This is a genomic window from Acinetobacter sp. Ag2, from assembly GCF_001005515.1.
Classification (GTDB): Bacteria; Pseudomonadota; Gammaproteobacteria; order Pseudomonadales; family Moraxellaceae; genus Acinetobacter; species Acinetobacter bereziniae.
On sequence record NZ_LBNA01000037.1, the window covers coordinates 63,542 to 76,692 of the forward strand.

The following is a 13,151-nucleotide window of genomic DNA, read 5'->3' on the forward strand; positions in this document are numbered from 1 at the left end:
AAAACACGACTGTCTCTATAAAGACTTTGGAAGCGATAATGACGAATCAAGATAATCGTCCTGTGATTTTGACAGGCGACCGTCCTACTGGACAACTACATTTGGGACATTTTGTAGGTTCTTTGCGCTCACGAGTAGGCTTACAGGATTCTCATCATCAGCATCTACTTCTCGCTGATGCTCAGGCTTTAACGGATAATGCTGATAACTTTGAAAAAGTTCGCCGCAATATTATTGAAGTCGCTACAGACTATTTAGCTGTTGGTATTGACCCAACCAAAACCACGATCTGTGTTCAATCATGCTTGCCTGCATTAAATGAACTGACCATGTTATATTTAAACTTTGTCACTGTGTCACGTTTAGAGCGTAATCCAACAATTAAAGCTGAAATTCAATTGCGTGGCTTCGAACGAGATATTCCAGCAGGTTTCTTGTGCTACCCCGTTGCTCAAGCTGCTGACATTACTGCATTTAAAGCAACAGTCGTTCCTGTAGGTGAAGACCAGATTCCAATGATCGAACAAACCAACGAAATTGTTCGTCGTTTAAATCGTCAAATTGGTCAAGAGGTTTTACCTGAGTGTAAAGCACTTTTATCCAATATGAGTCGTTTACCTGGTTTTGATGGTAAAGCTAAAATGTCAAAATCTTTGGGCAATACCATTGTCTTAGATGCGACAGATAAAGATATCAAAAAAGCAGTCAATGCAATGTATACCGATCCAAATCACTTGCGTATCGAAGATCCAGGTCAAGTAGAAGGTAATATTGTATTTACCTACTTAGATGCTTTCGATCCAAATAAAGAAGAAGTTGAAGAACTGAAAGCACATTATCGTCGCGGTGGTTTAGGCGATGGCACAGTGAAAAAGCGCCTTGAAGGTGTTTTAAAAGAGTTGATCACACCAATTCGTGAACGTCGTATGGAACTTGCAAAAGACCCAGATTACATCATGGACATCTTAAAAACAGGCACTGAAAAATGCCGTGTTATTACCCAAGATACCTTAGATGAAATCAAAAATGGTTTAGGTGTATTCCATTTCTAATCTACTTAAATCTATTTAAAAATTAAAAAAGCCACTGAATTCAGTGGCTTTTTTAATCGCATCAATTAATTTTTATGGCGCATATGTGGGAATAAAATCACATCACGAATACTTGGTGCATTAGCAAACAACATCACCAAACGGTCAATACCGATGCCTTCACCTGCTGTTGGAGGTAAGCCGTATTCTAATGCTTCAATAAAGTCCGCATCGAAGTGCATTGCTTCATCATCACCCGCATCTTTTTCAGCAACTTGTGCTTGGAAACGCTCAGCTTGGTCAATTGGATCGTTTAACTCTGAGAAACCATTTGCAAGCTCACGACCACCAATAAAGAACTCGAAACGATCCGTAATATGTGGATTGTCATCATTACGACGTGCCAAAGGTGAAGTTTCAGCAGGATATTCAGTAATGAATGTCGGCTGACGTAATTGAGTTTCAACAGTTTCTTCAAATACGATCGTTTGTAGTCGACCCAAACCAAATCCAGGCTTTACTTGCTCTTTAAGCTCTTCGCGTACAAATGTCGCCAAGAACTCACGATCAGATACATTTTCTGCAGTCAAACTTGGGTTATGCTCTAAAATTGCATCGAACATTGAGATTTTCTTAAATGGACCTTTGAAGCTATATACTTCATCCCCATAAGGCACATCCGTTGACCCTAGAATATCAATCGCCAGTTTTTCCAACATACCTTCAGTCAAAGCCATAAGATCTTTGTAGTCAGCATAAGCTTGGTAGAACTCAATCATGGTGAATTCTGGGTTATGACGTGTTGATACCCCTTCATTACGGAAGTTACGGTTAATCTCAAATACACGTTCAAAACCACCAACAACCAAACGTTTTAAATATAGTTCAGGTGCGATACGCAAGAATAATGGCATGTCCAATGCATTATGATGTGTTTCAAATGGACGCGCTGACGCACCCCCTGGAATCACATGCATCATCGGAGTTTCAACTTCCATAAAACGTTCATTGGTTAAGTAATTACGAATACCAGAGACTACTTTTGCACGAATTTCAAAAGTTTTACGTGTTTCTTCATTCACAATTAAATCTAAATAACGTTTACGATACTTCACTTCAGTATCAGTTAAACCATGAAACTTATCAGGAAGTGGACGCAAAGATTTGGTCAATAATTCAAAATGTTCGATATGCACATATAAATCGCCCTTACCAGAACGACCAATATAGCCTTGAACAGCAATAATATCGCCTAGATCTAAACTTTTTACAGTTTCCAATACTTCAGGAGCAAGTTCTTTACGAGGAACATAGAGCTGAATACGACCTGTCATGTCTTGGATCACAATAAATGATCCACGGTTCAACATCACACGACCTGCGACAGAAACGTGGACTTGTTCACCAGCTTCAATTTGTTCTTTCGTTTGATCTGCAAATTGATCTTGTAAATCCTGTGCGTAATGCTCACGCTTAAAAGTATTTGGCCACGGGCTAACACCAGTTTCCTTGGCATGATCTTGAATTTGCTTTAACTTGGCATGACGCTGTGCGATTAAATCGTTTTCGGAAATGGGTTGTTCAGAAGTCGATTGAGCGTTTTGTTGCGTCATCTCTGCCTCGATTATATTAAAAAACGGAAGTTGCATAGCATAGCAGATTTACAACATAATGCGTATGAATATAACTCAATGAACCCTGTAAAAATTAAAAATCATGAATAAATACTGGCAAGGATTCGCCCAAAGTATCATTCTTTTCAATGTTTTGTTGTTTTCAGGCGAAATTACCGCAGAGCAAATCATTGTCATGAGTAATACTCACAAAGATCTCCCAATAAAAATTGAAACGACAAATATTGCAAATCAAGATTATATTTGGCAATTGGAAATCAGCCCAAATCAGCAGACTCAAAAGATTCAAATTAAATTGATGAATCCACACCCCACACAAAAAACACTCAACAAAAGAGCTTTAGAAATCGCCAACACAATAACATTGGCACAACTTCCTCAGGTCAGTAATGATTTTAAAAATAAACCCCTCAATCTTGATGAAGAAAATATTGCAAGAACAACATATTATTATGGAAAATACAGCTTATTTATCAAATTTCCTAAGACCATTAGCTATGCAATCAAGCCTCATTTTTCCCAATTACAAAGTGTGTTAGAACCGTTTTGCCAACCTGTAGATGCAAACTCGAACCCTAAAATACAATTTGATTCACAGGGAAATATCGCATTGAATGTCAAATTTCTCGTTGGCACAGAAGGACAAATTCGAAAAATGGAATATGTCCCTAAAATAAATCATGACATTAAAATGATATTAGAGCCCTTACTTAAAAAAATTCGCTTTTACCCACGCAATATTTCAGGTGTATTAACATCCTTTTCTATCGAACAACCGATCATTATTCAATGTCATGCACCCAAAAACGAAACAACATCAATTCATCTTAAACCTACTAAATGAATAAAAAGGTCTGATTTAACTAAGGTTGTTCTGCCAATGATTTGACAACAGCAAAGCCTTGTTGAAACCCACGATCCATCATTTCTTGATATTCTTCAGCAGTTTCAACCTCAGCGTGTAAAGTGGTTATACCGTCTTGTTCATCTAGATGGTATTGCTCAAATGTGCCATTCCATTCTTGGGTTTCGGCACTTGTGGTATCCGCTATACCATTTCTTAATATGCCTAAATGTTTGAAAACCACTTTTTTAAATTGCTCTAACTCGACAATGGTAGCAACCATTCCATCACCATTGGCATCTTGAAATAATGTCTCACCACCAATTTTCCAATCCGATTGCATTTGTGACGTTTCACAAAAGGATTGTGTCCATTGAGAATAAGTGTGCGTATCCCAAAGAATATTCCATACTTTCTGTGCGGTTGCATGGATTTTGATATCGTATTTTAATGTGATCATCCCAATCTCTTTTTAATTGTGTTGCATATAGCTTAGTATAATCACGGATAGAAATGATTAATTTTTGTTAACAAGGCATTTAAATAGAAATAATTTTAATATTTATTTTTCAATACATTACAAAATAATCTAATTTATTTGATGGAAAAAATAAAAGTTCTTAGACCAAAAGCTAAGTTATAAAAAATATCTTGCTCAGTACACTAGCTTCATACCAAAAATAGTTGAAATGGAAAGTTTTTAAATCCATGAATTATTGTTTCTGTCTATAGATATAAAGACAATATGCAAGTGATAACAATGAGCAATACTAAAATTTTATTTTTACATGGCTTGGATTCATCTAAAGAATCAACCAAGTTCCATGCCATCAATGCAATTAAAAAATATTGCATTAATGTGGATTATCGCAATTTAAACTATCAAACTGTTGAACGTTTTTATCACGATATCATTGAAAAAATTAAGCCAGATTTATTGGTAGGACATAGTTTAGGTGGCTATTGGTCATTAAAAATGTCTCAGAAACATCGTATCCCGACTGTGATTGCCAATCCAAGTTTAAAACCTGACTTTCGTGACGATTATCCTGAGATCATTGAAGCTGATCTTGAGCATGATATTCCTCAAATTGCATATATTGAATTGGGTGATGAAGTCTTGGATATGTACAAAGTTTTTGAACAATTAGACCCATATATGCAGATTGAAACTGTTGAAGGGGGACATCATCGATTGGCTCAACCCGAAAATCTAAATCGCTTAATTCGCTATATGGAACAGACTTTTATTTATTGATTTCTATGAACAGACTAAACTTGTCGATGCATATATAAAAAAGCCTTGTTAAAACAAGGCTTTTAAACAGATTAAGCGACTGCTTTTTCTACGGGTTTTGAGCGTTCATCTAAGACAGACCAAATCTTTAAACCCAAGTCTTGATGTAAGTCAGGCAAATCAAGAAAAATACTCGCACCCAATACTGTATGATGACATTTGTGCATCAATTGGTTGACTGCTTTGAGTGTTCCACCTGTTGCCAATACATCATCCACAATAATCACTTTTTGTGGTGCAATGTTAGCGGACATTTCCAAACGATCTAAACCATATTCCAGACTATAGCCCACGCCAACAACCGGTGGTGGCAATTTTCCTGCTTTACGCACCAGCAATAACCCCTTGCCTGTACGTTGTGCCAATAAGCTCGCTAAAACAAAACCACGTGCTTCTACCGCAACGAAACTCTCCACCTCTGCCAATTGTTCAACAGGAATACTTGTAATCAATGCATCAGCCAATTCACCCAGATTGTTCATAAACAATGGGGTTAAATCATAAAAACAAATACCTGGTTTTGGAAAATCTTGGACAGTACGAATACTTGACCACAAAGCAGTAGACATGTTCATCATTAGGGAGATATTTAAAAGAAAATTAATGCGTGAATTTTAACGCTTTTTAAGCAAAATTGACAGCGACACCAAACCCAGAAAAATCCCACACCAACTTAAGTTATTGATTTTATTAAAGCCATTTTTATATAAAATATTGGCTATAGTTTAACCTTATTTTATTTTAACAATACTTTTGTAATTTATCATTCAGACCTTAGTCTATATTCAATGATTTAAACAATTTAGGACGTTAGATTGACATTTACTAAAAATCAGTTTCTTTAAAAACTTTACCCAATCAGTTGGCATAATAAACATTGCTTTTGTCCTGACCTGCCATTCAGCTTTTACAAGAGTGAGATAAACTCCGATATTTACTTTACTTTAGACACAGAACTGCGTAAAAATTTAGAGGAATATGTACACACTTTATTTGCATATTATTTGAGTCAAGCAGCGGATGGAATTTTACTGGCAGAAAAGCAATCTACCTGTCAGTTATCGGAGAATCAGATGAAGAAATATCAATGCATCGTTTGTGGTTGGATTTATGACGAAGCAGAGGGTTGGCCACAAGACGGCATCGCAGCAGGTACCAAATGGGAAGATATCCCAGACGACTGGACTTGCCCAGACTGCGGTGTTTCTAAAGCAGACTTTGAAATGGTAGAAATCTAAAATATCGCGTAAAGACCATGTTTACATGGTCTTTTTTACGTATATTTGTCATAAAAATTATTCAATCCCCCACTCTTTTAGGCATGTATGGAGAAAGATATGCAACCAATCATCATCATCGGTTCTGGTATGGCAGGTTATACACTGGCAAGAGAATTCCGTAAGTTAAACACTGAACAAGCGTTAGTGATGATTTGCGCAGATGATGCGGTCAATTATGCAAAACCTACATTGTCGAATGCCTTAGTTGGTAAAAAAGCACCTGAGCAAATAGGTTTAGGCGATGCTGAAAAAATGAGTACGCAATTAAATATGCGTATCGAAAAAGAAACTTGGGTAAAAAACATTGATGCAGAAAAGCATGAGTTAACCCTTGAAAAAGATGGTCAGACTTCAACTCAAGCCTACTCGAAACTCATCCTTGCTGTTGGTGCAAACCCAATTCGCTTAGCCATTGCTGGTGATGGCAGTGACGACATCCATGTCGTGAACTCGCTGATTGACTATCGTGCATTTCGAGAAACATTGGAACATTGCACGACAGGTGAATGTGGAAATAAACGTGTCGTGATCTTGGGTGCGGGTCTGATCGGTTGCGAATTTGCCAATGATTTACAAAATACAGGTCATCAAGTCACAGTGATTGATTTGGCACCACAACCCTTAGGTCGTCTGCTTCCACAGCATGTCGCACAAGCATTTAAAGAAAATCTTGAAGAATCGGGCATCAACTTTGTTTTAGGTACAACTGTAGAAAAAGTATCTAAAACCGAACGCGGTTATATCGTTTCATTGGCAAGTGGTCAGTCATTGGTCGCAGATGTGGTCCTTTCCGCGATTGGTCTACAACCGAATATCGCGTTAGCAAAGACAGCAGAAATCAACACCAGTCGTGGCGTGATTACCAATACTTTACTTGAAACCAATCAAGCGGATATTTTTGCAATTGGTGACTGTGCGGAAGTAAATGGAACACTGTTGCCATATGTAATGCCAATCATGCAACAAGCTCGCGCTTTAGCCAAAACATTAAGTGGTCAAACGACTACAGTTCATTACCCAGCAATGCCTGTTGCGGTAAAAACGCCAGCTGCACCATTAACGGTCTTACCTGCGCCAATTGGTGTTGAAGTCACGTGGGAAAATGAAGAGTTTGACGATGGAATGTTATCTAAAGCCACTGATGCTGATGGAACATTACGTGGTTTCGTCTTACTAGGAGCAACGGCAGGTAAACAACGCCTTACTTTAACAAAACTGGTTCCAGACTTGATTCCTGCATCAGTTTAAGGGTTTAATAGCAAGGATATTTTTTAATCAAAATATCCTTGCTTAGGAAAATAACAATGAATAGCGCACTTCAATTCCAAATTTCACCGTATGCTTCATTCATGAATGAAACCAAAGTCGATTTAGGTAATGGTATTCAACTCCATGTCGAAACAGGAGGAAATCCAGAACACCCTTCGATTCTTTTGATTATGGGATTGGGAGCGCAAATGTTATTTTGGCCCGACTTTTTTTGTAAGTCCCTCATAGATCAAGGCTTTCATGTCATTCGTTTTGACAATCGTGATATTGGCTTATCGTCAAAAATTCGCCACAAAGGTCCACGTTTAAACTCGTATAAACTCATGGGGCGTTTTGCATTAGGCTTACCGAATGATGGCGCACCCTATAATCTATTTGATATGGCAGATGATGTTGCCTTATTGATTGATCGTTTAGGAATTGAAAAACCGCATATTCTCGGTGCTTCAATGGGTGGAATGATTTCTCAAATTTTAGCGGCAAAATATCCAGAAAAAATTGAGAAAGTTGGACTTTTGTTTACCAGCAACAATCAACCGCTCTTGCCCCCACCTTTTCCGAAGCAACTCTTTAGTCTAATAGGCAAGCCTGAATCTCGTGATGAAGAAGGGATTGTGAATCATTCACTCAAGGTTTTTCAAATGATTGGGTCCCCAGGTTATATTAATCAAGTTGAGGCAATTCAGACCGCGCGTAAATTATATCGCCGTAGTTATCATCCTGCGGGTGTACTTCAACAGTTTTTAGCAATATTATGTACAGGTTCCTTACTTAAATTGGATAAACAGATCAATAAGCCAACGCTGGTGTTACATGGTTCTAAAGATCGTTTACTACCTCCAAGTCATGGTAAGGCAGTTGCGAAAGCAATTTCGGGCGCTAAATTTGAATTAATTGAAGGAATGGGGCATGATATCCCACCGCATTTTGTTCCTCAACTTAGCGGCTTATTTGCACATCATTTTAAATCATAAGCATTAGGACACTATGGCTGCATTACCATCCCTAAGACAGTTGTCATATTTAGTGACATTGTCTGAGACGTTGCACTTTACTGAAGCAGCGCGCCGTTCGTTTGTAACTCAATCCACATTATCGGGTGGAATTATGGAGTTAGAGCGTTTATTGGGTGGCGTACTCGTAGAACGTGATCGCCAAAACGTACGTTTAACTCCCTTAGGTGAACAAGTTGTTGCCCGAGCCCGTGTTCTACTCGCCGATGCACAAGACTTAATGCGTTTAAGTCGTGAAATGAGTGAGCCTTTGACTGGTGATTTACATTTAGGGATCATTCCCACCATCGCACCATTTATTTTGTCTCAACTTTTGGAAGAAGTGCATAAACAACTTCCTAAGATTCAACTACATTTACACGAAGCACAAAGTGAAAAAATTGTTGAAAAACTTGAGCACGGTAATTTAGATGTAATCATGCTGGCATTGCCTTTTGACACACGCGGTCTAAAAGTTGCTGAAATTGCAAAAGAAGATTTATTCTTGGTTTGCAATAAAGCAGATCAAAATGCCATGAATGCAAGAAGTTTAGATGACCTAGATTTGTCACATCTGATGTTGCTTGAAGAAGGACATTGCCTGCGAGATCATACTTTAAGTGTTTGCCCAATTGGCGAACGTAAAAATGATCATCGTTTAAAGGCAAGTTCTTTACCAACACTGGTTGAAATGGTGAGTTCAAACTTGGGCTATACCTTACTCCCTGAGATTGCGATTCATGCCCATATGTTGAAAAACAATGATCAAATTGTGGTAAAACCAATTGAAAATGCACCATCTCGTACACTCGCTTTGGTCACACGTAAAAGCACACCACTGCAAAGTGAATTTGATGTCTTGTTGCAAATTCTTCAGAAGATCACCACCAATTTACGTTAATCTGCGAATTTCTAAAAGGAGTCAAATATGACTCCTTTTTTAATCCTTAATTTTAATCAAATGATTCTTCGAATCATCAAATTGTATTTTTACCTGATTAAACTAAATTTTAAAGATGATGTTTTCATCAAACTAAAGGTGTTAATATTTGCACATTACACCGTTAGCTTTCTAACTTTGTATGGTTTGTTACGATAAAAAATCGCGAAAAATCGACTTACTTTGTTTTATTTTTCAATTTTTGAAAAATGCTGTAAGCGACACATAGCCAATCACTCTATTGGTCAGCGTTCCCAAGGGCTTGGATTTTTCAAGCATCGTTAACAGGTTTCCACAGTTTTTCTGTGCCTGAATTTTCGATAGGACGCACCATGAATCGACCTTTATTTATTATTTTTTCAACGATTGTTTTAGATTCGATTGGAATCGGAATTGTATTCCCATTACTCCCCTCATTACTTAAAACGCTAAGCCAACAACAAAACGTAGCACTCTTGATGGGTTTTTTCATCGGTTGTTATGCAATGATGCAATTCATTTTCTCTCCGATTTTGGGCAGTCTTAGCGATAAAATAGGAAGAAGACCTGTACTGTTAATTTCTTTAGCTGGCTCAACGATCAGCTATCTATTATTGGCTTTCTCTTCGCATTTAAGTTGGTTGTTCATCGGAAGAATCATTGCTGGAATGACCAGTGCCAATATGGCTGTCGCTTCAGCTTATATCGTTGATATTTCATCAACAGAAAATCGCGCCAAGTACTTTGGTAGATTCAATGCCATGTTTGGTTTGGGCTTCATTATAGGTCCTGTACTCGGTGGACTATTAGGACAATACGGACTCAAACTCCCCTTTCTGATCGCTGCATTGTTAACGGGCTCGAATTTTTTAATTGCTCTCTTTGCTTTGGCTGAATCTCGCCCCCAACATGCCACCATTCAAAAGCATGCCAGTTTAAATCCATTTAAAATATTTAAAGTTGCACTTAGTCAAAGAAACCTAATTCCTCTAATGGTAATATTTTTTATATTCAGTGCCTGTGGTGAGGCTTATGGGGTTTGCTGGGCACTTTGGGGACATGATACCTTTCATTGGAACAGTTTTTGGGTCGGGCTCTCTTTAGGTACTTTTGGATTATGCCAAGTTCTGGTTCAATCCTTGCTCCCTCAACATGCTGTCAAATTTTGGGGTGAACGAAATACCGTACTCATTGGATTAGGCTGTCTCTTTGTTGCTCTAAATATCATGGCTTTTGCTCAACAAGGTTGGATCATCTTTGTCATTATGCCAATTTTTGCCTTAGGCAGTATTGGAACACCATCCTTACAAGCGTTAGCATCTACAAAAGTTTCCGCAGATCAACAAGGTCAATTTCAGGGCTTGATTGCATCTACCGTGAGTCTAGCCTCAGTCATTGCCCCCTTATTTTTTTCGAGTATTTATTTTCACTTTCATACTCAATGGTCGGGTGCAATCTGGTTAATCGTTGCAATTATTTATTTGTTTGTCTTCCCTTTGATACTGTTTCAACTCAAAGCTAAACCGCTTTAACTTTCAGCTAACTATCTTCGTTTTATAAATGGGTTTATCTCTAGCCATATTCTGAAGGCACAAAAAAAACCGATTGAAATCAACCGGGTTTAAATCGTGAAATATTAAGTTTAGCCGTTAAAATGCTCTAATAAGGTTTTTTGTGCATTGTGTACAGTTTCACCTTCTTTAGGTTGAGCACGAACCCATGTCCCATCACCTTGTAACAACCAAGCTTGAGTATTATCTTTAAGATAATTCACCAAACCTTGCTGATAAATACGCTTTTTCAGTGCAGGATCTTCGATTGGGAAACATACTTCGACACGATTAAATAAGTTTCGATCCATCCAGTCCGCACTTGAGCAATAAATACGGGCATTTCCGTTATTACCAAAATAATAAACACGGGTATGTTCCAAGAAACGTCCAACAATTGAACGTACACGAATATTTTCCGAGAGATTTGCTAAACCTGGACGTAAACAGCAGATTGAACGAATAATCAAATCTACTTGTACACCTGCTTGCGAAGCCTCATACAACTTATTGATTAACTGAACCTCTGTTAAAGCATTCACCTTCACAATGATTTGAGCTGGTTTACCCGCTTTGGCATTGGCAATTTCATCATCAATATAAGCGATTAACTGTGCATGTAAGGTAAATGGTGCATGTAGAAGTTTTTTCAACTTCGCCATTTTACCCATGCCCGTCAACTCTTGAAAAATACGATGCACATCTTCACAGAGTTCTTTGTCTGTGGTTAATAAACCATAATCGGTATATATGCGTGCATTGGTTGCATGATAGTTGCCTGTTCCTAAATGAACATAACGAACAAGTTTATTATTCTCACGGCGAACCACCAAAATCATTTTGGCATGTGTCTTATAACCCACAATACCATACACCACCACGGCTCCTGCTTCTTGCAATACATTGGCAACAGCAATATTTGATTCTTCATCAAAACGAGCACGCAATTCAATCACTGCTGTGACTTCTTTACCATTTCGCGCCGCTTCGGCTAAGACCTGTACGATTTCTGAATCCGCTCCACTACGATACAAGGTTTGTTTGATCGCAAGAACTTGAGGATCTCGTGCTGCTTCACGCAACAAATTGATTACAGGTGCAAAAGATTCGAAGGGATGGTGCAAAAGAATATCTTGCTTCTGCATGGCTGAAAAAATATTTTCAGACTTTTTCAATACTTTTGGAATTGCAGGCACATGTGAATCATAGCGCATATGTGGACGTTTAAAGTTCGATACTAAACGTGCGAGATTTACTGGTCCATCGACTTTATAAAGTTGCTCTTCTTCTAAATCAAATTCATCCAACAAATATTCATAAATATGTTTTGGACAGTTTTCAGTGACTTCTAAACGCACCGCACGACCAAAACGACGTGAACTCAATTCACCTTTAAGTGCTTTCGCCAAGTCTTCAACATCTTCGTTCAGCGCTAAATCTGCATTACGTGTCACACGGAACTGATAGCAACCTGTTGCAGTCATCCCTGGGAATAAATCAGAGACATGTTCATGAATAATCGCAGACAACATTACAAAATGTTCTTTACCACCCGTCAATTCATCAGGTAAACGTACCACACGCGGTAAAGAACGAGGTGCTGGAACAACCGCTAAATCAATTTGTCGACCAAAAGCATCTTTACCTTCTAAAGTGACAATAAAGTTTAAGCTTTTATTTACTAAGCGTGGGAATGGGTGCGCAGGATCAAGACTAATTGGCGTCAATACAGGCGCAACTTGTTCTTGAAAATATTTTTTAATCCACACCGACTGAGCAGGTGTCAGTTCTCCACGACGTAAGAAACAAATATCTTCTTCACGGAGTTTCGGGAAGATCTCTTCATTTAAGATACGGTATTGGCGTTCAATGGCTTCATGGGCTGTTTTAGAGATTTGATCTAGAACTTGCTTAGGTGTAAGCCCATCAGGTGAACGACTTTCATTCCCCAGCGTTAATTGCTCCATCATTCCAGCGACACGAATCTCAAAAAACTCGTCCATGTTGCGAGAAAAAATCAGCAAAAAATTCATACGCTCTAATAGCGGATGCAGAGGATCAACAGCTTGCTCTAAAACACGCAAATGGAAATCTAAGATAGAAAGTTCACGATTGATATATCGTTCATTATAAGAATATTCTGTCGGTGTTGTTGGAGTCACTGCGGTATTCATGCAATAAACCTGCATCTGGAAAATGTCATTATTCTAGTATGCTTCAAATTTATGACAATTTCATAAAAAAAGCATCACGATATAAAAAAAGCACATTTTTTTGTGCTTTTCTTAGGGGCTGTGGACATTTCATAAATGGCTTGCGTTGTAGGTTAAAATTG

The 13,151-nt window shown here is 38.1% G+C and carries 12 protein-coding genes; 8 read left to right on the plus strand and 4 right to left on the minus strand.

What is annotated here, in order from left to right:
* The first annotated feature begins 38 nt into the window (after positions 1-38).
* Entirely contained in the window at positions 39-1,052 is a 1,014-nt protein-coding gene (gene trpS / locus AAV97_RS05550; RefSeq protein WP_005033016.1) for a tryptophan--tRNA ligase, read from the plus strand.
* Positions 1,053-1,117: 65 nt separating this feature from the next.
* Here trpS and lysS read toward each other — a convergent pair whose 3' ends face one another.
* Complete coding sequence (gene lysS / locus AAV97_RS05555) at positions 1,118-2,644, minus strand: lysine--tRNA ligase (RefSeq protein WP_005033018.1); 1,527 nt, start codon at positions 2,642-2,644, stop codon at positions 1,118-1,120.
* 103 nt (positions 2,645-2,747) lie between these two features.
* Here lysS and AAV97_RS05560 point away from each other — a divergent pair, with 103 nt between their 5' ends.
* The gene (locus AAV97_RS05560) at positions 2,748-3,509 is read left to right on the plus strand and encodes a hypothetical protein (protein WP_046760050.1); all 762 of its coding nucleotides are present in this window, start codon (positions 2,748-2,750) and stop codon (positions 3,507-3,509) included.
* A gap of 19 nt (positions 3,510-3,528) precedes the next feature.
* Here the strand turns inward: AAV97_RS05560 and AAV97_RS05565 are convergent, their stop codons facing one another.
* Positions 3,529-3,969 carry an SRPBCC family protein gene (locus tag AAV97_RS05565; RefSeq protein WP_005033023.1) on the minus strand — a complete coding sequence of 147 codons (441 nt, stop codon included), beginning with the start codon at positions 3,967-3,969 and terminating at the stop codon, positions 3,529-3,531.
* Between the two features lie 300 nt (positions 3,970-4,269).
* Here AAV97_RS05565 and AAV97_RS05570 point away from each other — a divergent pair, with 300 nt between their 5' ends.
* Entirely contained in the window at positions 4,270-4,767 is a 498-nt protein-coding gene (locus AAV97_RS05570; protein WP_046760052.1) for a YqiA/YcfP family alpha/beta fold hydrolase, read from the plus strand.
* A 71-nt stretch (positions 4,768-4,838) separates the two neighbouring features.
* On the opposite strand, the gene AAV97_RS05575 is transcribed toward AAV97_RS05570, so the two are convergent.
* Complete coding sequence (locus AAV97_RS05575) at positions 4,839-5,384, minus strand: adenine phosphoribosyltransferase (RefSeq protein WP_035301350.1); 546 nt, start codon at positions 5,382-5,384, stop codon at positions 4,839-4,841.
* Between the two features lie 495 nt (positions 5,385-5,879).
* Here AAV97_RS05575 and rubA point away from each other — a divergent pair, with 495 nt between their 5' ends.
* The 5 genes from rubA (at position 5,880) to AAV97_RS05600 (ending at position 10,798) form a co-directional block, all read left to right on the plus strand.
* The gene (rubA, locus tag AAV97_RS05580) at positions 5,880-6,044 is read left to right on the plus strand and encodes a rubredoxin RubA (RefSeq protein WP_004678010.1); all 165 of its coding nucleotides are present in this window, start codon (positions 5,880-5,882) and stop codon (positions 6,042-6,044) included.
* A gap of 99 nt (positions 6,045-6,143) precedes the next feature.
* On the plus strand, positions 6,144-7,334 hold the full coding sequence (locus AAV97_RS05585; protein ID WP_042090036.1) for an NAD(P)/FAD-dependent oxidoreductase: 1,191 nt from the start codon (positions 6,144-6,146) through the stop codon (positions 7,332-7,334).
* Between the two features lie 56 nt (positions 7,335-7,390).
* Positions 7,391-8,329 carry an esterase EstB gene (gene estB, locus AAV97_RS05590; RefSeq protein ID WP_009586324.1) on the plus strand — a complete coding sequence of 313 codons (939 nt, stop codon included), beginning with the start codon at positions 7,391-7,393 and terminating at the stop codon, positions 8,327-8,329.
* A gap of 13 nt (positions 8,330-8,342) precedes the next feature.
* The gene (oxyR, locus tag AAV97_RS05595) at positions 8,343-9,248 is read left to right on the plus strand and encodes a LysR family transcriptional regulator OxyR (RefSeq protein WP_004829493.1); all 906 of its coding nucleotides are present in this window, start codon (positions 8,343-8,345) and stop codon (positions 9,246-9,248) included.
* Positions 9,249-9,619: 371 nt separating this feature from the next.
* The gene (locus tag AAV97_RS05600) at positions 9,620-10,798 is read left to right on the plus strand and encodes a TCR/Tet family MFS transporter (protein ID WP_046760051.1); all 1,179 of its coding nucleotides are present in this window, start codon (positions 9,620-9,622) and stop codon (positions 10,796-10,798) included.
* A 110-nt stretch (positions 10,799-10,908) separates the two neighbouring features.
* Here the strand turns inward: AAV97_RS05600 and ppk1 are convergent, their stop codons facing one another.
* Positions 10,909-12,990 carry a polyphosphate kinase 1 gene (gene ppk1 / locus AAV97_RS05605; protein WP_042090033.1) on the minus strand — a complete coding sequence of 694 codons (2,082 nt, stop codon included), beginning with the start codon at positions 12,988-12,990 and terminating at the stop codon, positions 10,909-10,911.
* Positions 12,991-13,151: the final 161 nt, after the last annotated feature.

Bases quoted from the DNA above. Each gene is read 5' to 3' on its own strand.
- trpS (WP_005033016.1), top strand. From the start codon at position 39: ATGACGAATCAAGATAATCGTCCTGTGATTTTGACAGGCGACCGTCCT.
- lysS (WP_005033018.1), bottom strand. From the start codon at position 2,644: ATGACGCAACAAAACGCTCAATCGACTTCTGAACAACCCATTTCCGAA.
- AAV97_RS05560 (WP_046760050.1), top strand. From the start codon at position 2,748: ATGAATAAATACTGGCAAGGATTCGCCCAAAGTATCATTCTTTTCAAT.
- AAV97_RS05565 (WP_005033023.1), bottom strand. From the start codon at position 3,969: ATGATCACATTAAAATACGATATCAAAATCCATGCAACCGCACAGAAA.
- AAV97_RS05570 (WP_046760052.1), top strand. From the start codon at position 4,270: ATGAGCAATACTAAAATTTTATTTTTACATGGCTTGGATTCATCTAAA.
- AAV97_RS05575 (WP_035301350.1), bottom strand. From the start codon at position 5,384: ATGATGAACATGTCTACTGCTTTGTGGTCAAGTATTCGTACTGTCCAA.
- rubA (WP_004678010.1), top strand. From the start codon at position 5,880: ATGAAGAAATATCAATGCATCGTTTGTGGTTGGATTTATGACGAAGCA.
- AAV97_RS05585 (WP_042090036.1), top strand. From the start codon at position 6,144: ATGCAACCAATCATCATCATCGGTTCTGGTATGGCAGGTTATACACTG.
- estB (WP_009586324.1), top strand. From the start codon at position 7,391: ATGAATAGCGCACTTCAATTCCAAATTTCACCGTATGCTTCATTCATG.
- oxyR (WP_004829493.1), top strand. From the start codon at position 8,343: ATGGCTGCATTACCATCCCTAAGACAGTTGTCATATTTAGTGACATTG.
- AAV97_RS05600 (WP_046760051.1), top strand. From the start codon at position 9,620: ATGAATCGACCTTTATTTATTATTTTTTCAACGATTGTTTTAGATTCG.
- ppk1 (WP_042090033.1), bottom strand. From the start codon at position 12,990: ATGAATACCGCAGTGACTCCAACAACACCGACAGAATATTCTTATAAT.